Consider the following 20277-nt stretch of genomic DNA (forward strand, 5'->3'; position numbering starts at 1 on the left):
CGTCACTCCTCAGTCCTCCGGCGACGAGCCGCGGCCTTCTTCGCCGGCCGCCGGCGCGGACGGGCTTCCTCGAGCTCGTTCTGGTCCTCGTCCTCGTCGCGCCGGCGCCCGTCTCTGTCGTCCTCGTCCTCTCGACCGAGCAGGGCCTCCTTGGCGCCCGAGAGCAAACCCTTCGACTTGCCCGAAGCGCCCTTCTCGGAGAGCTCACCGATCATCTCGGGGAGGTCCTTGCCGCCCTTCTCGTACAGGTCGAGGCGGTTCGTGGCCTCGGCGAAGCGCAGATAGGTGTCTACGCTCGCCACCACGATGCGGGCGTCGATGGTCAGCAGCTCGATGCCGACCAGGGACACCCGGATGTAGGCATCGATCACGAGGCCCTTGTCCAGGATGCTGTCGATGACATCCCCGAGGCTGCTCGGGGCCGGCCTTTCCAGGTAGCCACCGGAGCGGCGTTGACCTGTGGTGGCGACGGTCATGGGTCTACCTTCCAATCGGTCTCGAGGGCTCAGCTGGCTCGGCGCCGAGGCCGCTCGTCGGGTTCCTCTTCGTACTCTTCGTCCTCGTAGTCGTCCTCGTACTCGTCGGCCGGCTCTTCGTCGTCGTACTCGTCCTCGAGGTCGTCCTCGTCGGCTTCGTCCTCGTCGGCCAGGTCTTCGTCCTCGTCGGCTTCGTCCTCGCCGGCCAGGTCCTCGTCCTCATCGGCCAGGTCCTCGTCCTCATCGGCGAGATCCTCGTCCTCGTCAGCGAGGTCTTCGTCCTCGTCGGCCAGGTCCTCGTCGCCGGCCTCGTCCTCAGCTAGCTCGTCGTCCTCGTCGTACTCGTCCTCGACCTCGTCGTCGCCGGCCTCGTCCTCATCGGCGAGATCCTCGTCCTCGTCCGCCAGGTCCTCGTCCTCGTCGGCGAGATCCTCGTCCTCGTCAGCGAGGTCCTCGTCCTCGTCGGCCAGGTCCTCGTCCTCGTCGGCGACGTCGTCGTCTTCCTCGTCGTCCTCGTACTCGTCGGCCGGCTCTTCGTCGTCGTACTCGTCCTCGAGGTCGTCCTCGTCAGCGACGTCCTCGTCGGCGTCCTCGTCTTCGTCTTCGTCCGACTCGTCGTCGTACTCGTCCTCGGGCTGACCCTCGCCGTCCTCGTCCTCGCCGGCTTCGTCCTCGTCGCCCTCGTCGCCCTCGTCCTCGTCGTCGTACTCATCGGCGTACTCGTCGTCGTACTCGCCCTCGTCGCCCTCGACGTCCTCGCCCTGGCCGTTGCTCTGCACCCGGCCGCGGTGGATCTCGCCGCGCCAGCCCTCGACCTTGTCCGGGTCGAGGATGACGCGCGTCATCACGTGCCGCTGGAAGTGCTTCAGCTCGACCCGGGTCCGGCGCCCCTGCGCGCGCCAGAGGTTGCCGACCCGCTCGAACATGCCCTGCGGGTAGTACTCGAGCACGACGATCACGCGGGTGAGGTTCGGCGCGAGTTCGTGGAACGTGACGCTGCCGTCGACATGGCCCTTCTCGCCCTTGGACCGCCAGACGATCTTGTCCTCCGGCACCTGCTCGAGGATGGTCGCCTCCCAACTGCGGTGCGACCACAGGATCTTGGCCTTGAAGTCGAGCTTCTCGTCCGACTTCTGCTCGACCCGCTCGACCTTCTTCATGAAGCCCGAGAAGTCCTGGAACTGGGTCCACTGGTTGTAGGCGACCTCGATCGGTACGCCGACGTCGATCGACTCGATGATCGTGGTGGCCTTGGTCGGGTGCTTGCCCCCGGAGCCGCTGGAGCCGCCGGAATCACCACTCATCGCGTCCATGACCTTGTCCTTCACCCCTGTCAGCCCACCCTTCAACGCGCCCATCACCGGCGATCCACCGCTCGTCGCGGCCTTGCCTCCGCCGGCCAGCGCACTGCCCGCGACACCGCTGTTCGAGGCGACATCGGTCAGCTTGTCGGTCAGGTCGGAGATCTTGTCGGCGGCCATCACGGCCGTGCGCTCGGCGGCCGCGGAGAGGGCTCCCTGCAGTTCGCTCTTCAGCCGGTCGACCGGGAGTTCGTCGAGGATCGACTTGAAACCGTTCTGGTCCTCGGCGGGCGATTCGTCGTTGCTGCGCGCGTCGTCCTTGGTGCGCGGTTCGTCCTTGGTGCGCGATCGTTCGGCCATCTCGGTCACCCGCGCTTCCGCGCCGAGGATCCACTCGTCGACTTGCTCGCGGTCTTCTTCGCCGTGGTCTTCTTCGCGGCGGTCTTCTTGGCGGCCGCCTTACGCGGCGGCGCCGACTTCTTGGCGGCGGCGGCCTTCTTGGCCGGAGCCTTCTTCGCCGGCGCGGAGGCCTTCTTGGCCGGCGAACTCGACGTCTTCTTGGCGGTCGTCTTGCGCGGGCTGGACGACGCGGCGGTGGTCTTGCGCGCACTCGAGCCGGACGAGGAGGAACCCGAGCTGCTGCTCGCCCTCTTCGCCGCCGTCTTCTTCGTCGCCGAGCCGCCGCTGTCGCTACTGCCGCTGCTGCTACGCCGGCCGCCGGTACTACGACCGCTGCTACTCCCGCTGTCGCTACTGCCGCTGCTGCTACGCCGGCCGCCGGTGCTACGACCACTGCTGCTGTCGCTGTCACCGCTGCTGCTACGCCGGCCGCCGGTACTACGACCGCTGCTACTCCCGCTGTCGCTACCGCCGCTGCTGCTACGCCGGCCGCCGCTCCCGCTGTCGCTACTGTCGCTGCTGCCACGCCGACTGCCGGCACTACGGCCGCTGCTGCTGCGGTTGCCACCACTGCGGCTGCTGCTACTCGTACGCCGGGAGCCTCGCCCGGACCGCTCACGCGACCCGCCGCCGCTACCACCGTCGTCATCCGACGATCCACGGCTGGACCGCTCGCCACGGCTGGACCGCTCGTCGCCGTCATCTGAGTCGTCGCTACCGTCGCTGTCGTCACCGCGGCTTCTGCGGCCACCGACGCTGCTCAGCCGCGGCCGCTTGCGACGCCGCGGGCGCTCCTCCCGCTCCTCCTGCTCCTCGGACTCCCCGGACTCCTCGGAATCGTCCGATCCCGAGCCGGAGGACAGCATCCGGTCCGTGCGGTCCTTGATGGAGTCGCTGACGCGGTTGAGGCGGTTGCTGGCCGCCGCGACCGCGGCCTCCCGGCCCGCCGCGACCAGCCGGCCACGAACCTGGTCGGACAGCTTCGACAGCTCGGGGTTCTGCTCGATGACGGTGGTGAGTTGCTGGGCGATAGCGCGCGGATCAGTAGCGATCCGCTTGCCGGCCAGCAGGCCGCCGACAGTGATCGCCAGCCTCAGCTTCTTGGTGCGGCCGAGCAGATACCCGCTCGCGACGGCAGCCGCCACCTTGGCGCTGGTATTCATGGACTCTCCCTACACAGTGGTGGTGCCAGCTCGGAGCGGTCCCCAAGTGGCTTTCGGCAACAAACAGTTACGGTGCGCAGTGATCCGGGATCACTGCACCAAGGCGGCGACCCGCCGGATCATCGGGATGCTGGGGTAGGTGTCCGAACGGATCTTCTTCACCAGCAGCCGGGCGTAGATCTGGACCTCGTCCGGTTCCAGCAACGCTTCGATCTGATCGAGCATCGTGGCGGACGGATACGGCTCGTCGGCCACCTTGTCGAGTAACGCGTCGAGCAGTACTTCGCGAGCATCGCGCGGCCTGTTTGCGTCAGCCATGGTCACCACCCCAGGCCCCACGGCGGGCAGAAACGCCGATCACCGATTCCCATTGAGGAATACCTCCCTACGACCCTCCCCCGTTCCGGAATGCGTTATGCAGCCGGGTACCCATGGCCTTCTCGGGCAAAACGGCTATTCGGTCCGCATACTTTCCGCAAGCGAACGGACACATTACGCACCGGTTCAACTAAACGATCATTTGACGGTTGCCAACGGCATTTGAATTTCAATTGCCCGAGGCATCAAAAACCGTCGGCGCAGGCCTTTGTTCGCGGCCTTTAGTCGATAGCCGCGGTGGTCGCGGGGGAACCGGTGACTGCCGGCGTTCCGCCCGTCAACGGCGTAACGGTTGCTGGAGTGCCTGTTGCCGGGGTGGTTGGTCCAGGGCTCTGGGATGACGGCGGACTGGAGGGCGGGCTTGCCGTCGAGGACGGTGCCGACGTCGGGCCGCTAGGTGTACTGCTGCTTTGTGTGGGGCGGCTCGAAGGTGTCGTCGGCGTAGAGCTGGGAGATGTGGCGCTAGGCGAGCTGGGGCTGGGAGAGGTGCTCGCCGTGGTCGGCTGCGATGAGGCGGTCTGTGACGGTGGAGCCGAGGTGGTTGGGTCAGACCGACCCTCAGTCGGCTGAGTTGGGTCGGTGCTGGGTGCAGAAGTCGTCGCGCCGCGGTTCGGCGGGCTGGACGTGACGCCTGTCGGAGGGTCTATTTCGGTTGTCGGGGGCAGGGTTGGCTCCCTGCCGTTGAGCAGGACGACGGCGAGCACGGCTGCTGCCGTCGCGATCATCGCAACCACACCGGCAGCGAGCGCCTTGTTCCGTGCGCGGTCGGCTTCCGCCCGGCTGGCCTCCGCCCGGCTGACCGGCGCAGCGTCGGCGGGCTCCAGCGCGCTGGTGTCCTCCCCACCGACCGGCACCGCAGCAGCGCCGGCCGCAGCGCCAGCACGACCGCCAGCAGGACCGACGGCAGAAGCGACGCCCGGAGGGACGACCGGTACGGCGCCGGGCGACTCGGCGCGCAGCGAGCCGGCCGCGATCTCGGCGGCGGACGGCCGGTCGGCCGGGTCCTTGGCGAGCATCCGCATCAGCACGCTCTCGAAGGGCCCGGCAAGTTCGGGTCGCTCGAGACTCGGAAGGACCGCGGGTGCGTCCACGTGCTGGTAGAGAATCGCCGCCGGGTGCTCCCCCGTGAAAGGCGGCTGGCCGGTCACCAACTGGTACAGCACACATCCCAGCGAGTACACGTCCGAGGGCATACCGGCCGGTCCGCCGCTGGCTCGTTCAGGTGCGAGGTAGAGCGCGCTGCCGATGATCTGGCCGGTCGCCGTCAGCGTGTTCGCCCCGTCCGCCGGCAGATGAGCAATGCCGAAGTCCGCGACCTTGACCGTCCCGTCCGTCGCCAGCAGCAGATTGCCCGGCTTCACATCACGGTGGACGACGTCTTCTCGATGCGCCGCGGCCAGCCCGGCGGCGGCTTGCTCGACGATGCGGATCGCCCGATCCTTCGGCAACGCCCCGTACCGCGCGAGCTCCGTGGCGACCGTCCCGCCCTCGACCAGCTCCATCACCAGGAAGAAGCCGTCGCCGTGCGGGCCGAAGTCGTACACGGACACCACATGCGGATCGCTCAGCCTCGCGGCGGCCTGCGCTTCCCGGTGAAACCGCTCGTTGGCGTGCTCGTCGGCCGACGGCAACAGCAGTTTGACCGCGACCTCCCGGCCCAACTGCTCGTCGGTGGCACGGAACACCTCCCCCATACCGCCTCGCGCGATGGACGGACCCAGCCTGTAGCGATTCGCAACCAGCACCAGACATGGGTACCCCACCGACCCGGCTCCAACCAACCCGCAGTACCCGCAGGTCGTGGATCAGAGGGTCGGGTCGCTCGACGCCGTCATCACCCGGTTCCGCCCGGCGTCCTTGGCCTTGTACATGGCCAGGTCGGCGGACATCTGCAACTGGTCCAGCGTGGAACCGGACTCCGGGTAGGTCGCGACCCCGATCGAGCAGGTGATCGTGTCGCACAGCACCGGACCGTCGGCGGTCGTGACGGTGACAGCCAGGGCCGCGACCCGCCGCCTGATCCGTTCGGCGGCCAGCACGGTGTCGGCCGCGGACGTCTGCGGCAGCAGAACCGCGAACTCCTCCCCGCCGAGCCGTCCGACCAGGTCGTCGCCGCGGATCTCGTGGCGCAACTCGTCGGCGATCGCCTGGAGGGCCTGGTCACCGGCGAGATGGCCGTAGGTGTCGTTGACCGACTTGAAGTGGTCGAGATCGAGGTAGAGCACGCCGAGCGGTGAGCCGGTGCGCTCGGCGGCGGCGAACTCGCGGCGGGCGATCTCGTGCCAGAACGCGCCGTTCACCAGGCCGGTCTTGGGATCGGTCCGCGACTCGGTCTGGAACTGGTCGACCAGGAGGGCCCGATGCAGGCCGAGGATCGTCAGCAGCAGCACCGCGACCGCCCACGGCTGACTGAGCAGCAGAGCCGCGGTGGCAACACCCAGTCCGAGAGAGCCGGCCACGATCAACTGGTCCGACAGCCGCCCGAGGGCGTTCCGGCCCGGAGACTCGGGGCTGGACAGCACGATCGCGCCCGCGACGAGGGCGTAGTTGACGAACCAGTACGCGAGGCCGGCCCCGACGATCGCCACCAGCCCTAGCGGACCCGCCGGATAACCGGGATAGACACCCGGCCGGATCGCCGCCAGCACGACAACTCCCGCGGCCCCGGCCAGCACGAGGGTCGAAGCCGTGAAGATCGACCGGTACGGCGGGACGCGCCGTACCCGGAGCCACGAGTGGACGTACGTGGTCACGATCAGCAGCACCGCCAGGGGTGGCGGCAGGATGAGAACGGCCGCGAAGGTCCACATCCCCTTGAGATTGACGTACGGAATGCCGTCGGAGCCGACCTTGCGCAGCCGCTCGATGTCGCGGGCGGCCTCGAGGTGGATCGCCGACCCGGCGGCCAGCACCAGCAGCCTGATCCAGTCGTCCGACCCGACTGCCATCAGGTCGAACGTGGTCGCGACCACTGCCACGGTGAGGACGTCAACGATCAGGACATACCCGAGAACGCTCTTCGGCAGGGTCCACAAGGTCCACCGGGCCGGTCTCCACGCCGCGTCGTCACGCCGTCGAAGGCGACGTTGCGTCAGCCGATGCCGGATACTCATGCTAAGACCCCCGCCTCACAGTCGGTCTCTGTCACAGAGTAGCCGTTGGGTTCACGCAATGTCATTGCCTCGCCGCGCTCAGATCGTCCGGGCGCAAGATCCGCGAGAGGAGGCCACTGCCATGGCCAACAACGACTGGTAGTCGCTCAGGCGTGTCGTCGGGTGGCCCCGGCGTACCCGGAGGCCGCCCCTGTTGCGACGACCACGCCCAGGATGCCCGCCGCCGACACCACCAGGGCCGGCGACCAACGGTCCGCCGCCGCCCCGGCGGCCAGCACCCCGATTCCCTGCGAAACGATCAGCGCAGTGCGGGCCAGGCCGAACGCTTGACCGCGCTGCGCGTCAGGAACGCTCAGCACGAACGCGGCACTGGCCGCCAGCTGGTACGACGCACAGAGTCCCGACAGCATCCACAACGCGACCGTCACCCACAGCCCGGGCTGGAGCGCGCAGCCGATCAACGGCGCGCACGATCCGATCGCCAGCGGGCCCATCAGCCTGAGCCGCCGGGCCGGCGCGACCCGGGTGAGGAGCAGCATCCCGATCATCTGGCCGGCCGGATTGGCCGCCAGCAGGATCCCCACCGCGGCCGGTCCGCCACCGACGGACGCGGCGTACGGGGCGGCCAGTCCCTCGATGCTCACGTAGAAGCCGGCGACGCAGGCCAGCGCGATCAGGTAACGCAGTTGCCGGTCGCTCCAGACCAGCCCGGCGCCCGCTGACAGCGAGTCCCACCAGCCCGGGCGAGCATCGATAGTCTCGGGCAACGGCCGTTCGCGTACGCCGTACTTGAGGAAGACCGCGGACAACGCGAAGGTGGCCGCGTCGGCCAGTAGCGCGTTGCCGGTGCCGAAGGCCGCCACCAGAGTGCCGCCGGCGACGAACCCGGCCAGTTGCGCGGCCTGTGCGGTGATGTTCGATACGGAGCTGGCGAGGACGTACTTGTCGCCGGTCAGGATGGCCGGAAGCAGAGCCGCCCGGGCAGCCTGGAAGGGCGAAGCGAGCAGCTGCACAGCGATGAGCAGGACGCACAGGATCCAGAACGGAGCCCCGGGAATCGCCATCAACGCGACCAGGATCGCGCGGCCGATGTCGCAGATGACCATGATCCGCCGCCGCGGGAAGCGGTCGGCCAACCCGGACAGCAGCGGGCCACCGACGACGTCGGGCAGGAACGTCAGGGCATACGTCAGCGCGGCCAGGCCGGCCGACCCGGTGCGATCGAACACCAGTACGGCGAGGGCGACCCTGGCGAGCTGGTCGCCGATCACCGAGGTGAGCTGCGCCGACCACAGCCACCGGAACTCGGGCACCGCGAAGACCTCGCCGTACGTGGCTGACCGGTCGGCAGGATCGGTCGACGCAGGGTCAACGGGGCGGGCCATCCCCTCAAGCTACCGAGGTACGCCGCCCGCCCGCCCACTGGCTCGGTGCGCCGTTACCGCATCGCTGCCGGCGGCCGCTGGCAGACTGGGGGGCTATGCGCCATGCCGTGATCGTCGGAGCGGGGATCGGTGGGCTGGCGGCCGCGATCGGGTTGCGGCGGCGGGGGTGGGAGGTCACCGTGCTCGAGCGGGCGGAGGCTGTGCGGGAGGTGGGCGCGGGTATCTCGCTGTGGCCGAACGCGATCCGCGCTCTCGACCTTCTCGGCGTCGGCGACCAGGTTCGTGAGTTCAGCACGGTTGACGGGGCGGGTGGTTTTCGCGATCAGCGCGGACGCTGGCTGTTCCGGTCAGACCTGCGAACCCGGTACGGCGGAACGTTAATGCTCCGCCGGTCGATACTGCTCGACATCCTGCGATCCGCGCTGCCTGCCGAGGCGATCACTCTCAACACGGCAGTGACCGATGTCGAGCGCTCAGGCGACCAGTTGACGATCGCGTACGACGGAGTACGGCGGCCTGTCGAACTGCTGGTCGGCGCCGACGGACTGCGCAGTACCGTCCGGGCGTCGTTGTGGCCGCACGCTAGGCCACCCGTGTACGCCGGCTACACCACCTGGCGGCTGATCGCGCCACCGCTCGACCTCGACTCGGACGTGAGCGAGAGCTGGGGCCGCGGCGAACGTGTCGGCCTGTTCCGCCTCGCCGACGGCGCCATCTACGCGTATCTCATCGCCAACGCCCCGCAAAACACCCGGTACGCCGACGAGCGCGCCGAACTCCAGCGTCGCTTCGGCCAGTGGCACGACCCGATCCCGCAACTGCTCGACAGCCTCGACGGCACCGAGATCCTGCGCCACGACATCTACCGGCTCCCCGCACTGCGCAGCTACGTCAACGGCCGGGCAGTCCTGATCGGAGACGCCGCCCACGCGATGACCCCCGACCTCGGCCAAGGCGGCGCGACCGCCCTGGAAGACGCCGTAGAACTGGCCGACGCCCTCAACGGCGACATCGCCGGTGGCCTCCGGACCTACGACCGCCGCCGTCGCGGCCGAACCCAATCCATCGCCCGCCGATCAGCCACCTTCGGCACCTACGCCCAAGCCTCCGGCCCCCTGGCGGTGCCCCTCCGCAACCTCACCACCCGCCTACTCCCCCAACGCCTCTTCCGCCGCACAACCGCCCCACTACTAACGTGGCAACCACGCTCTGCGGAGTAGATGCCGACAGCAACCAGCATCTCCGGGGCGCGATGTGTGCGGGTGTCGCCGAAGGCTTGGCCGGGGCGCTGGGGGCGGGCTCGGCCAAGTCGTTCGGCGGGCTGATCAGTGGATCAGAGTGTGTGCAGCTTGTCGAACGGTGACAGGACCCGCAGCAGCTTGCCGCCGCCCAGGTCGACCACCACGGCGTGCGGGCCCTCGACGGCGTGGATACGACCCATGCCCTCTTTGTCGTGGGACACGCGGTCGCCCTCTTCGAACGTCTTGATCGGGTTGGGCACCCGGGGCTTGAAGGGACTCGTGGACAGGTGACGACGCGTCGTCGCGCGGGAAGGCTCCATCACACCCAAGTATGCGCCCAACTCCGCCCCAGCGCACCCCACCCCCTGCGGAACCCTCGACTTCAGGCGTAAACCGCCCGCCGCGCGTCCGCTGAGCGGATACTCGCCGGTACGCCGCAGCGCCCAGCAACCCACCCGGCAATTTGTGAAGGTTGTGTTGCAAGGCGTGGGTGGGGATCAACTTCTGGGGGTGGTGGGGGCGTCTCAGCAGGCATCACCGGGTTGATGGGGGCTCGGGGAACACTGGAAATTCTGGGGGAATTTTCATGGGTCTGTTGCGGGTGTCCACAGGTGTGCCCGGCGGGGTCGATGTGCTGCCGGAGGTGGTGTTGCCGGGGGTTCTGCCTTGGTGGCGGCGGGGGTTGAAGCATCCGCGGCTGATGCAGAGCAATCGGCTGGTAGTGCTGGTATTGCTGGCCAATGTGGCGGTGTTCGGATGGGGACTGCCGCGGCATTGGTGGAGCGAAGTCGAGACGGTTGCGTTGGTGGCTCAGGTCAACTTCGCACTGGGGATCCTGGTTCGCCAGCAGTTCTTCGTGAATGTGCTTTCCCGCTCGGTGATGAAGGTGCCCAAGTCGTTGCCACTGCGACTGCGGTGGGCGCTTGCCAAGGGCTACCATCTCGGCGGACTGCATGTGGGCGGCGCGATCTGCGGGACGCTCTGGTTCTTCGGCCTGACCGTCGTCGCCACCGGGCAGGTGAGCGGAGGACTTCTGCTCGTGTACTACGTCCAGGCGCTGCTCCTGCTCGCGATCGTCATGACAGCTCGGCCAAAGGTGCGAGCCACACGGCATGACCTGTTCGAGCGGGTGCACCGCTTCGGCGGATGGGGCCTGTCGACCCTGTTCTGGATCGGAGCAGTGCTCCTGGTGGACGAACGCCGCGGAGCAGATTCGTTGCCAGCAGCAATCGCCGGTACGCCGACCGTCTGGATACTCGTCGTGACGACGGTGAGCTCCTTGGTGCCGTGGATGTTGTTGCGCCGGATCCCCATCGAGGTCAGCAGGCCCTCATCGCATGTCGCGCTGGTACGAGCAGCGCGTGGTACTCCGATGGCCGGCTCGACGCGGTCCATCGCGCGGCATCCGTTGCGCCAGTGGCACAGCTTCGCGGTGATCCCGACGCCCGGCGTACCGGGGTTCCGGATGGCCGTGTCGCGGGCCGGTGACTGGACCGGGGAGTTCATCGACAATCCGCCGACCCACATCTGGGTGCGAGGTGTGGCGACCGCCGGCATGGCGAACTACGGCACGGTCTTTCGCCGGGTGGTCTATGTGGTCACCGGAAGCGGGATCGGGCCGGTGCTCGCCCACGTGCTGGCGGGCCGGGTGCCGCACAAGCTGGTCTGGGTGACCCGCGATCCGGTGAAGACCTACGGGCAGGAGCTCGTCGACGAAATCCTGACCGCGCAACCTGACACCCTGATCTGGGACACGGATGCGCACGGCAAGCCGGACATGGTGAGGCTGGCCTATTCGGCGTACGAGTCCTCCCGGGCGGAGGCCGTGATCTGCGTGTCGAACAAGAAGGTGACGTGGTCGGTGGTGCACGGCCTGGAACGCCTCGGCATCCCCGCTCTCGGCCCGATCTGGGACTCCTGACGGCCGACGGTAAATGGGTTCGGGCTCGGCCTCGCGCGCGCTACCCTGCGGAAATGGCACAGGGGGAGATCGACAAGGTTGCTGAGGAGACCGGGTTCTCCGGCGTGGTCTGGATCGACCACGCCGGCGAGGTCGAGTTCGCGAGGGCCTACGGGGCGGCCAACCGCACCTACGGCGTACCCAACTCCGTGGACACGCGGTTCGGGATCGCCAGTGGCAGCAAGGGGTTCACCGCGCTGTCGGTGATCTCGCTGGTGCGCGACGGCGTACTGGAGCTGGGCACCACCGCGCGATCCCTGCTCGGCAAGGACCTCCCGCTGATCGCGGACGACGTGACGGTCGAACATCTCCTCACCCACACCTCCGGCATCGGTGACTATCTCGACGAGGACGCCGACACCGAGATCACCGACTACTTCGTCGGCGCGGCCCACGAGTTGACCACCACCGAGGCTTTCCTGCCGCTGCTGGACGGACACCCGACGAAGTTCCCGGCCGGTGAGCGTTTCGCCTACTGCAACGGCGGTTTCGTGGTTCTCGCCTTGCTGGCGGAGCGGGCTAGCGGTGTCGGCTATCACGATCTCGTCCGAGAGCGCGTACTACGCCCGGCCGGCATGACCCGAACCGACTTCTTCCGCTCCGACGAGCTCCCCGCCGACGTGGCCGTGGGCTACCTGCCTCTGGACGGAGTGGACCGCTCGAACGTCTTCCACCTGCCGGTCCTGGCCACCGGCGACGGCGGCATCCACACGACGGCCGCCGACATCTCCACCTTCTGGCGCGCGCTGTTCGCCGGCGACATCGTCGATTCCGTCGACGAGGTCCTCCGGCCGCGCCGCGACGTACCGGAGGAATCCATGCGTTACGGCCTCGGCTTCTGGCTGCACGAGACCTCAGACACCGCGATCCTGATCGGGTACGACGCCGGCGCGTCGTTCAAGTCCACCCACGACCCGCGCACCGGCACCACCCGCACCGTCCTCTCCAACACCTCCCCCGGCGCCTGGCCCGTCGCCCGAGCCCTCACTCGTTGAGGAGGACAGCCACTGGTTGTCGTGTCCGCTGCCGCGCTGATCGTCTTCTTGGTGAGACCGCCGGCCGCCCACGGTCCGGCACACTGACATTCAGGAGGTCACGTTCATGAAGTACGTGCTGATGTTCGTCGAGACCGAGCAGTTCGCCAAGGAGTTCGCGGCGATGAGTGCCGATGAGCGCGAGCGGGCCTATCAGCGGGTCTATCAGTGGTTCGACGACCACGCGGACAAGATCCGGGGCGGTCATAAGCTCCAGGAACCGCATACCGCCACCACCGTGCGCCTCGACGGGCCGGCGCCGGTCACCACCGACGGGCCGTTCATCGAAGGCAAAGAGGTGATCAGCGGCTACACCGAGATCGACGTCGCCGACCTCGACGAGGCCCTGCGGATGACCAGGAGCTGGCCGGGCTGCCCGGTGGTGGAGATCCGTCCTGTGCAGTCATGACCTCGACTCCGGCCGCCGATGAGCTGGCTCGGGTGGTCCGGGACCACGCGGGCCGGCTCGCGGCATCGCTCGTGTCGCTGCTCGGCGATTTCTCCACCGCCGAAGACCTCGTCCAGGACGCCGTCGAGATCGCCCTGCGACGCTGGCCCGTCGAAGGCATTCCCGACCGGCCCGACGCCTGGCTGTTCACCGTCGCCCGGCGGCGCGGCCTCGACGTGTTGCGGCGCCAGCAGAACTACCGCTCCAAACTCGCCCAGGTGCAGTGGCCCGTCCAGCCCGCACCCGACGACCGGCTGCGCCTGCTCTTCACCTGCTGCCACCCGGCCTTGGCCCGCGAGGCGCAGGTCGCACTCACCCTCCGAGTGGTCTGCGGCCTGACCACCGCCCAGATCGCCGCCGCGTTCCTCATCCCCGAAACCACCCTCGCCCAACGCATCACCCGCGCCAAACGCAAGATCGCCCAAGCAGGTATCCCCTACCAGGTCCCCCGCGACGACGAACTCCCCGACCGCCTGACCGAAGTGCTGACCGTCATCTACCTGCTCTTCAACGAGGGCTACCTGTCGAGCAGCGGCGACCGAGCCCACTCCCGTGACCTGGTGGACGACGCCGAATGGCTGACCGCGCTGCTGGCCGGCCTCCTCCCCGCCGAACCCGAAGTCACCGGCCTCCTCGTGCTGATCCGGCTCCATCGCGCCCGCACCGCCGCAAGATTCGACTCCGACGGCCGACTGGTCCTCCTCCAGGACCAAGACCGCAGCACCTGGGACCACACCGCGATCGCCGCCGCGACCGAGCTGCTCACCCGTACCGCGCACCGCCACCGCTCCCCCGGCCCGTACCAACTCCAGGCCGCCATCGCCGCCTGCCACAGCGAAGCAGCCAGCTGGGAAGACACTGACTGGGAACAGATCCTCGTCCTCTACGACCTGCTGCTCCAACTACAACCCAGCCCCGTCACACGTCTGCACCGCACTGTGGCCGTCCGGTACGTCGTCAGCGCCCAAGCAGCTTTCGCCGAACTCCAAGACCTGCACCAGGAGCTCGACAGCTACCCGCTCTACCACGCAACCCGAGCGGAACTCCTCCGAGCGGTTGGCGACCCTGAAGAGGCCATCACGGCTGACCAACGTGCTCTCGAACTCACCACCAACCCCGCACAAGCCGAAGTACTGAAAGAGCGACTGGCCGGTGCCGATCCGAAGTAACGTCAGCGACCCGTGGCGCCGTCGATCTGTTCGCGGAGGATGTCGGCGTGGCCTGCGTGGCGGCCGGTTTCCTCGATCATGTGGACGAGCAGCCAGCGCATCGACGATGGCTGCTTTCCGGGTGGAGCCGGCGCGGGGAGGGTCAGGTCGCTGTACGACTCGATGACCTGGTTCGCGCGGCTGACAGTCTCGCGGTAGGCAGCGACCAGGTCTTCGACGGTCTCCTCCGGGCCGGGGCGCATGGTGGCCGCCCAGTTCTTGACCGGCTCCCCCAGAAAGTAGAAGCCCTCCACGCACGTCAGGTGCTTGATCAGCCCCAGCACACTGGTCCCCGACGGAACCCCCGCGGTACGGACCTGTGGCTCGGGTGCGCCCTCTGCCTTGGCCGCGATCGAGTCCCGCAAGTAGTCGAGAAACCCCACCAGCGTGGCCTTCTCGTCCGCTCCGGTCTGCGGAGGTTTCACGTCCTTCTTGGTTCTCGCTGTCATGCCGCCAACGGTACGGAGTCCGTCGGACAATTCGGGGTCAGGCTCAGCCGTCGTGCCAGGTGCGCCAGAGGTCGGCGTACGTGCCACCGGCCGCGACCAGTTCGTCGTGGGAGCCGAGTTCGACGATCCGGCCGTCCTCGAGGACCGCGACGCGGTCGGCATCGTGGGCCGTGTTCAGCCGGTGAGCGATCGCGATGACCGTGCGTCCGCTCAGTACCGACGCCAGCGCGCGCTCGGCATGCCGTGCAGTGGTGGGGTCGAGCATCGCGGTCGCCTCGTCGAGGATGAGCACCTGCGGATCGGCCAGCACGATCCGGGCGAGCGCGAGTTGTTGCGCTTGGCCCGGATCGAGCTCCAGCGCGCCGTCACCCAGCTCGGTGTCCAGGCCGTCGGCCAACGTGTCCAGCCACCCGGCATCCACGGTCTGCAAGGCGGACAGCACCTCGGCGTCGGTCGCGTTCGGTGCGGCGATGATGAGGTTCTCCCGGAGAGTGCCCACGAACACGTGGTGTTCCTGGGTCACCAGAGCCACCCGCTTGTGCCGCTCGATCGGTTCCAGCTCGCTCACCGGTACGCCGCCGACAGTCACCCGCCCGGAGCGCGGCGGATCGATCCCCGCGATGAGCCGGCCCAACGTCGACTTGCCCGCGCCGGACGGACCGACCAGGGCCAGCCGCTCCCCCGGTCGGACGGTCAGATCGATGTCGTGCAGGACATCCCGATCCCGGTACGCGTACCGGACGCGCTCCACGCGAATCGTCTCCCCTTGCGGGGTTTGGCTGGTGATCTCGGACGCGGGCCGGACCTCCGCGACACCGGTCAGCCGGGCCAGGGACGCCCAACCGCTCTGCAGCTGCTCGGCCCACTGCAGCACCCTGTCCAGCGGATCGACCATCTGCCACAGGTAGAGCGTCGCCGCGATGACCGTGCCCAGGGTGATCCATCCCTTGCCCAGGAGCAGACCGCCGACCAGCAACACCAAGACGACCGGAAGGGTGTGCGAGAAGTCGACCACAGGGAAGAAGACGGTGCGCAGCCGCAAGGAAGCGCGTCGCCGCGCAAAAGCCGTGCCGACGCTGGCGTCCGCCGCCGCGACGCGCTGCTCGGCCAGGTTCAGCGCCTCGACAGTCCGCGCCCCCTGCGTGGTGGAGGCCAGCTCCTGTGTCATCACCGACATCGCCTCGCCCTCGGCCAGGTACGCCGACCGCGCCCGCCGCAGGTACCAACGGGTGACCCCGACGAGAATCGGTACGCCGACCAGGCCGCACGCGCCGAGAATCGGATCGAGGAAGAAGATGGCGCCGAGAATCACCAGGACCTGCAAGCCGGAGATAAAGATCTCGGGTACTGCGTCGCGAGCGGCGGCGCCGATGTTGGGGACATCCACCGCACTGCGGGTCATCAGCTCGCCGGTACCCGCCCGCTCGACCAAGGAGACCGGAAGGCGCAAGGTGGACTCGACGAAGTCCTCCCGCAACCTGGCCAGAACACGTTCACCGAAACGGTGCCCGGCGTACCGGGCCAGGGTGGTCAGCAGCATCTGCAGCAGCACGAAGCCGCCGATGATCAGCGCGTACTTGTCGATGGTCGAGACCGAGATGCCGGTGCGGACGCCGTCGACGATGCGACCCATCAGATAGGGCCCAGCCAGGCCTGCGAGGGTGGCCAGCAGGTAGAGCGCAACGACGAGGACCAGCGCCCGCTTGTCCTGACGCAACAGGCCGAGCGTCACCCGGCGGACTTGTGCCGATGACGCGATCGGCAGCTTGCCAACATTGCTCATCAGCTCTCCACCCGGTCGAGTTCGTCTTCGTCCGCGAGGGAGCGGGAGACCATCGCGCGGTAGTCGGGGTGGGTGGTCAGCAGATCATGGTGGGTGCCGAAGGCAACTACTTTGCCGGCGGCGACGAAGGCGACGGTGTCCACGTGGTGCAGCACGATCGGCGAGGTGCTGGCGATGACGGTGGTCCGGCCGGCTCGCTGCCGCGCCACCCGGCGTACGATCCGGGTTTCGGTGTCGGCGTCGACCGCGGAGGTCGGCTCGACCAGGATCAGGATGTCCGGGTCGACCGCGATCGCACGAGCCAGCCGTAGTCGTTGGCGCTGGCCTCCGGACAGGTTGCGGCCCTGGGCATCCACGACCGCGTCCAGCTCTCCCTCACCGAGGCTCATCACCACGTCGTCCGCCGAAGCGACCTCCAGCGCCGACCAGAGCTTGGCGTCCGTCCGCGGCCTCCCGGCCTGCAGGACCTCGCGGACCGTGCCGGCGAACAAGTACGAGTCGTTCGTGGACAACAGGAGTCGCTGAGAGCCGGCCAACCTCTCGGTGATGGCGATGGCATCGGAGGGATCGGCTGCGGCAAGGCCGAGCAGGCGACCACCGGGTGCCCGCAGCCCGGAGACTTCATCGGTCAGATCGGCAGTCGCGGCCGGACCCTGCGGACTCGGATCTTCCGGGCTCAGGTTGAGCACGTCGATGATCCGGCGGGCGGCGACCCGGCCGCGGGTCAGGTCGTAGGCACCTTCCACGAAGAACGACACCGGTACGACGAGCATCGCGACGTACCCGTAGACCGCGACCATCTCGCCGACCGTGATGTCGCCGGACGCCGCCATCCGGGCCGACAACCAGATCACCACGGCCAGGAACACGGCCGGCAGACCGACCGCCAGGGCCTGGATCCGGCTCGTCACGGCCCCCACCCGATAGCCCTCGGTCACCAAAGCGCGGGAGCGCTCCTGATAGCGCCGGGCGAAGATCTCCCGGCCGCCGACACCGGCCAGGATGCGCAATCCCGCCGCGATGTCGTTCGAGCGGGTGGTGAGCATCCCCTGCTGCGTGCGATAGGACGACTCGGCCCGCTCCAGGCGCGTCAGCAGAGGCCCGATCAACAAGGTGATGGCCGGTACGCCGAGCAGAACGACCGCCGCCAGCAAGGGCGAGGTCGTCCACAACAGAACCGCCACCACGACGTACGCGATGACCGCGCCGACCCCCGGTCCGGTGATGGTGAGCACCATCGCGACCTGCCCGATGTCGGTGGTCCCGGCGCTGACCACCTCACCGGAGGCGAACTTCCGGGCCAAGGTCGCACCCAGGCGGGCGACGTGCCGGCTGAGCACCTCCACCGTGCGGAAGGAAGCGTCCGCGCGGATGAACGTCATGGTGCGATGGCGCAGAATCGCCAGCGTCGCGTTGAGCGCGCCCGCCGCGGCGATCGCCAGCGCCCAGACGGTCAGCGCACCGAAATCGTTGCGCCGCAGGCCGTCGTCGATGGCCCGCGAGATCAGGTACGGCGGCAGGATCAGCCCGACCGTCCAGGCCGTCCCGAGCAGTGCGCCCAGCGACACCCGCCCTGGTTGACACTTGACCAGCCAAAGCAAATACCGCACAGGACTTCGCGTATCGGGAACTCCGACGGTCTGGTGCGGAATCGTCAGCGGCACACGCCAAAACCTACCCGGAGGCCTCCTCCTGCACCGCAGGCCGCCCTAGCTGCCCGTAGCGACTGCCTGTCCGGTCGGGGTTTGCCAGTAGAGGACCTGGCGGCCGGAGCGACGGCGCTGGAGCAGGCCGGCGTCGGACAGCACCCGGAGATGATCGGCGACCGTTGCCAGGGACAACCCCGTGGCGGCCACCAGCGCCGTCGTACTGATCGGCGCTGCGGCCTCGACCAGGATGCGCGCGCGGTTCCGTCCGAGCAGCCGGACCAGTGGTTCAGCCAACGGCTTCACGGCGGCGAAGACGCCCGCGACCGGATAGCTGAGCGCAAAGCGGTCCGGCAGGCGCCAGCTGACGTTGACACCACGGCTGTGGGTCGCGATGAACATCAGGTCCCGGCCGCGGATGTCGGTCGGCGGGAAGTCGGAGCGGTTCACCTGAAGCCGGCCGTCACCGAGCCAGCGCACGTCCGGCCCGAGCCCTCGGAGTACGCCGGACCAGCCTTGTTCGCTGAGCCGTGAGGTCCGGGAGACGATGTCCGCCTGGAGCACCCGGTGCCGTCGCGGCCAGTCCGCCTCGACCGTCTCCGACCAAATCCAGCGCAGCAACTCCGCGGCCTGCCGGGCAAGTCCGGTGCCTTCGGCAAGTACTGCGGGAAGCGGTGACCGGACAACGGCCAGATCCGCGCGGATCTGCTCGTCCGGCAGCTCACTGAACGGGCGCAACTCGTCTTCCAGCTGGAGATTCGGCGCCAGCGGCGGGACGGTCAGGAAGTCGGCGGTCCATCGCTTGCCGAAGGCCCCTTCCACCAGCGCGTGCCAGACCGGGTGCGCGGCCAGTTGCGCCTCGTACGCCGGCCGGTGGGTGTCCCGCCAGGCCCGGTACCACGGCTTCGACGGCTCGCGCAGCATCTTCAGCGCCGAGACCGTCTCGGTCAGCTGGGACGTGCCGAACCGGGCGTTCGCCAGGACGTCGGCATCGACGATGAACTCGGACAATGTTTCGCCTCCATCCGAAACTGTAGGCGTCCGGCCCGGCGCGGGCGAGCCTGTTGTGCCATGAGTACCTATCGCGAGATCTTCCGCGGCCGCGAGTTCCGCGGCCTGTGGATCAGCAGTGCCCTGGGCAACGCTTCGGCCACGATGACGAGCCTCACGCTGGCCATCGTGGTGAACGCCGAGACCGGTTCGGCCCTGCTGTCGGCGCTGATCATGTTCGGCCCGTCGCTGGCCCATGTGCTCGGCGCGTCCACCCTGATGTCGGCCGCCGACACCGCCCGGCCGCGGCGGATCCTGATCGTGCTGGCCACCGTCTCCACCGCTGCCGTGGTCGCCCAGGCAGCCTTCGACCTCCGCTCGGCGGCCCGGCTGCTGCTCACCTTGGGCGTCGCGTACGGCCTCTCGATCGCCTCCGGCGTCAGGTGGGGACTGCTGAACGAGGTGGTGGATCGCGACCAGTTCGTGCTGGGCCGCTCGGCGATGAACCTGTCGGTCGGCGCGATGCAGATCGCGGGTTTCGGTGCGGCCGGGCTGTTGCTGCAGACGTTCGAGCCGGCCGAGGTCTTCTGGCTGGCGGCCGCCTGCTCCGCCCTGACCATCCCCGTACTGCGCTTCGGTCTCGCCGATCGCGCACCACGCAGACTGACCGCGACGAGCCCGCGCGAGACCTGGCGTGGCAACCGGATCCTGCTTGCCCAGCCGACCACCCGGCCGCTCCTGCTCGCCCTGTGTATCCCGAACGGCCTGATCGTCGGCTGCGAAGCACTCTTCGTGCCGTACGCCGGTTCGGCCGCCGGACTCCTGCTGGCGGCCGGCGCGGCCGGGATGATGTCGGGCGACCTGGTGATCGGCCGCTTCCTCACCCCGGTCCAGCGGCTGAAGGTCAGCATCTACCTCAGGATCCTGCTCGCCGTCCCGTTCCTTGCCTTCGCCATCGACCTCCCGATCGGCGTGCTGGCCGCGCTGGTTGCCCTCGGCAGCATCGGGTACTCCGCTTCGCTGTCGCAGCAGGAGCTCCTCGTCGAGGCCACGCCCTTCGAGTTGCGCGGACAGGTGCTGGGGCTGGAATCGGCACTCCGGATGACCACGTTCGGAGTGTGCGCAGTACTGGCTGGTGCTGCCGCTGATCTGGCGGGGTCTGCCGCCATCATCACCGTCTTCGCCGCACTGTCACTGCTGGTCTCGCTGACCCTCACCCGCCCACTGAGGCGCGTCGCAGCAGGAGCCGGACAGCGATTGGTTTCGCAGCCGGGAGGGTAACGGGGGACCAAGGTTCAGCAGG

At 68.6% G+C, this 20277-nt stretch carries 18 protein-coding genes; 6 read left to right on the top strand and 12 right to left on the bottom strand.

From position 1 onward, the window contains the following. Positions 1–2: 2 nt before the first annotated feature. From gvpJ to ACQPYM_RS24460, 7 genes are all read right to left on the bottom strand, one after another. A complete protein-coding gene (gene gvpJ / locus ACQPYM_RS24430) occupies positions 3–476 on the bottom strand; it encodes a gas vesicle protein GvpJ (RefSeq protein WP_433004102.1) in 474 nt (157 codons plus the stop codon). Positions 477–505: 29 nt separating this feature from the next. After that, on the bottom strand, positions 506–2137 hold the full coding sequence (locus tag ACQPYM_RS24435; protein WP_433004105.1) for an SRPBCC family protein: 1632 nt from the start codon (positions 2135–2137) through the stop codon (positions 506–508). Positions 2138–2142: 5 nt separating this feature from the next. Further along, a complete protein-coding gene (locus tag ACQPYM_RS24440; protein ID WP_433004108.1) occupies positions 2143–3339 on the bottom strand; it encodes a hypothetical protein in 1197 nt (398 codons plus the stop codon). A gap of 90 nt (positions 3340–3429) precedes the next feature. Next, positions 3430–3657, bottom strand: a complete 228-nt coding sequence (locus ACQPYM_RS24445; protein WP_433004111.1) for a hypothetical protein — start codon at positions 3655–3657, stop codon at positions 3430–3432. 281 nt (positions 3658–3938) lie between these two features. Then, positions 3939–5411, bottom strand: a complete 1473-nt coding sequence (locus ACQPYM_RS24450) for a protein kinase domain-containing protein (RefSeq protein ID WP_433004114.1) — start codon at positions 5409–5411, stop codon at positions 3939–3941. A gap of 111 nt (positions 5412–5522) precedes the next feature. Beyond that, a complete protein-coding gene (locus ACQPYM_RS24455) occupies positions 5523–6830 on the bottom strand; it encodes a diguanylate cyclase (RefSeq protein ID WP_433004117.1) in 1308 nt (435 codons plus the stop codon). Positions 6831–6976: 146 nt separating this feature from the next. After that, positions 6977–8215: an MFS transporter gene (locus tag ACQPYM_RS24460; RefSeq protein WP_433004120.1), complete on the bottom strand. Its 1239-nt coding sequence runs from the start codon at positions 8213–8215 to the stop codon at positions 6977–6979. Between the two features lie 95 nt (positions 8216–8310). Here ACQPYM_RS24460 and ACQPYM_RS24465 point away from each other — a divergent pair, with 95 nt between their 5' ends. After that, positions 8311–9435, top strand: coding sequence for an FAD-dependent monooxygenase (locus tag ACQPYM_RS24465; protein ID WP_433004123.1), 1125 nt, complete (start codon positions 8311–8313; stop codon positions 9433–9435). Positions 9436–9548: 113 nt separating this feature from the next. Here the strand turns inward: ACQPYM_RS24465 and ACQPYM_RS24470 are convergent, their stop codons facing one another. Continuing rightward, a complete protein-coding gene (locus ACQPYM_RS24470) occupies positions 9549–9776 on the bottom strand; it encodes a hypothetical protein (RefSeq protein ID WP_360281145.1) in 228 nt (75 codons plus the stop codon). Positions 9777–10042: 266 nt separating this feature from the next. On the opposite strand from ACQPYM_RS24470, the gene ACQPYM_RS24475 reads away from it, so the two are divergent. The 4 genes from ACQPYM_RS24475 (at position 10043) to ACQPYM_RS24490 (ending at position 14067) form a co-directional block, all read left to right on the top strand. Continuing rightward, on the top strand, positions 10043–11377 hold the full coding sequence (locus ACQPYM_RS24475) for a hypothetical protein (RefSeq protein ID WP_433004126.1): 1335 nt from the start codon (positions 10043–10045) through the stop codon (positions 11375–11377). Between the two features lie 53 nt (positions 11378–11430). Continuing rightward, positions 11431–12411 carry a serine hydrolase domain-containing protein gene (locus ACQPYM_RS24480; RefSeq protein ID WP_433004129.1) on the top strand — a complete coding sequence of 327 codons (981 nt, stop codon included), beginning with the start codon at positions 11431–11433 and terminating at the stop codon, positions 12409–12411. A 106-nt stretch (positions 12412–12517) separates the two neighbouring features. Further along, on the top strand, positions 12518–12859 hold the full coding sequence (locus ACQPYM_RS24485; protein WP_433004132.1) for a YciI family protein: 342 nt from the start codon (positions 12518–12520) through the stop codon (positions 12857–12859). After that, complete coding sequence (locus ACQPYM_RS24490) at positions 12856–14067, top strand: RNA polymerase sigma factor (protein ID WP_433004135.1); 1212 nt, start codon at positions 12856–12858, stop codon at positions 14065–14067. Before ACQPYM_RS24485 ends, ACQPYM_RS24490 begins: the two co-directional genes overlap by 4 nt. A gap of 2 nt (positions 14068–14069) precedes the next feature. Here ACQPYM_RS24490 and ACQPYM_RS24495 read toward each other — a convergent pair whose 3' ends face one another. From ACQPYM_RS24495 to ACQPYM_RS24510, 4 genes are all read right to left on the bottom strand, one after another. After that, the gene (locus tag ACQPYM_RS24495) at positions 14070–14555 is read right to left on the bottom strand and encodes a DinB family protein (protein WP_433004138.1); all 486 of its coding nucleotides are present in this window, start codon (positions 14553–14555) and stop codon (positions 14070–14072) included. 43 nt (positions 14556–14598) lie between these two features. Then, entirely contained in the window at positions 14599–16338 is a 1740-nt protein-coding gene (locus ACQPYM_RS24500; RefSeq protein WP_433004141.1) for an ABC transporter ATP-binding protein, read from the bottom strand. Next, complete coding sequence (locus tag ACQPYM_RS24505) at positions 16338–17906, bottom strand: ABC transporter transmembrane domain-containing protein (protein WP_433004145.1); 1569 nt, start codon at positions 17904–17906, stop codon at positions 16338–16340. The genes ACQPYM_RS24500 and ACQPYM_RS24505 overlap by 1 nt, the downstream gene beginning before the upstream one ends. Positions 17907–18047: 141 nt before the next feature. Next, positions 18048–18995, bottom strand: coding sequence for an ArsR/SmtB family transcription factor (locus ACQPYM_RS24510; protein ID WP_433004148.1), 948 nt, complete (start codon positions 18993–18995; stop codon positions 18048–18050). 60 nt (positions 18996–19055) lie between these two features. Here ACQPYM_RS24510 and ACQPYM_RS24515 point away from each other — a divergent pair, with 60 nt between their 5' ends. Further along, a complete protein-coding gene (locus ACQPYM_RS24515; protein ID WP_433004150.1) occupies positions 19056–20255 on the top strand; it encodes a hypothetical protein in 1200 nt (399 codons plus the stop codon). The last annotated feature ends 22 nt before the right edge of the window (positions 20256–20277 follow it).

The organism is Kribbella sp. CA-294648 (assembly GCF_050943845.1).
GTDB lineage: Bacteria > Actinomycetota > Actinomycetes > Propionibacteriales > Kribbellaceae > Kribbella.

What these genes read in the sequence shown, in the direction of transcription:
- ACQPYM_RS24450 (WP_433004114.1), bottom strand. Translation starts at nt 5,411, where the DNA reads ATGGGGGAGGTGTTCCGTGCCACCGACGAGCAGTTGGGCCGGGAGGTC.
- ACQPYM_RS24435 (WP_433004105.1), bottom strand. Translation starts at nt 2,137, where the DNA reads ATGGCCGAACGATCGCGCACCAAGGACGAACCGCGCACCAAGGACGAC.
- ACQPYM_RS24500 (WP_433004141.1), bottom strand. Translation starts at nt 16,338, where the DNA reads ATGAGCAATGTTGGCAAGCTGCCGATCGCGTCATCGGCACAAGTCCGC.
- ACQPYM_RS24460 (WP_433004120.1), bottom strand. Translation starts at nt 8,215, where the DNA reads ATGGCCCGCCCCGTTGACCCTGCGTCGACCGATCCTGCCGACCGGTCA.
- ACQPYM_RS24455 (WP_433004117.1), bottom strand. Translation starts at nt 6,830, where the DNA reads ATGAGTATCCGGCATCGGCTGACGCAACGTCGCCTTCGACGGCGTGAC.
- ACQPYM_RS24445 (WP_433004111.1), bottom strand. Translation starts at nt 3,657, where the DNA reads ATGGCTGACGCAAACAGGCCGCGCGATGCTCGCGAAGTACTGCTCGAC.
- ACQPYM_RS24475 (WP_433004126.1), top strand. Translation starts at nt 10,043, where the DNA reads ATGGGTCTGTTGCGGGTGTCCACAGGTGTGCCCGGCGGGGTCGATGTG.
- ACQPYM_RS24490 (WP_433004135.1), top strand. Translation starts at nt 12,856, where the DNA reads ATGACCTCGACTCCGGCCGCCGATGAGCTGGCTCGGGTGGTCCGGGAC.
- ACQPYM_RS24485 (WP_433004132.1), top strand. Translation starts at nt 12,518, where the DNA reads ATGAAGTACGTGCTGATGTTCGTCGAGACCGAGCAGTTCGCCAAGGAG.
- gvpJ (WP_433004102.1), bottom strand. Translation starts at nt 476, where the DNA reads ATGACCGTCGCCACCACAGGTCAACGCCGCTCCGGTGGCTACCTGGAA.
- ACQPYM_RS24470 (WP_360281145.1), bottom strand. Translation starts at nt 9,776, where the DNA reads ATGGAGCCTTCCCGCGCGACGACGCGTCGTCACCTGTCCACGAGTCCC.
- ACQPYM_RS24480 (WP_433004129.1), top strand. Translation starts at nt 11,431, where the DNA reads ATGGCACAGGGGGAGATCGACAAGGTTGCTGAGGAGACCGGGTTCTCC.
- ACQPYM_RS24440 (WP_433004108.1), bottom strand. Translation starts at nt 3,339, where the DNA reads ATGAATACCAGCGCCAAGGTGGCGGCTGCCGTCGCGAGCGGGTATCTG.
- ACQPYM_RS24495 (WP_433004138.1), bottom strand. Translation starts at nt 14,555, where the DNA reads ATGACAGCGAGAACCAAGAAGGACGTGAAACCTCCGCAGACCGGAGCG.
- ACQPYM_RS24515 (WP_433004150.1), top strand. Translation starts at nt 19,056, where the DNA reads ATGAGTACCTATCGCGAGATCTTCCGCGGCCGCGAGTTCCGCGGCCTG.
- ACQPYM_RS24465 (WP_433004123.1), top strand. Translation starts at nt 8,311, where the DNA reads ATGCGCCATGCCGTGATCGTCGGAGCGGGGATCGGTGGGCTGGCGGCC.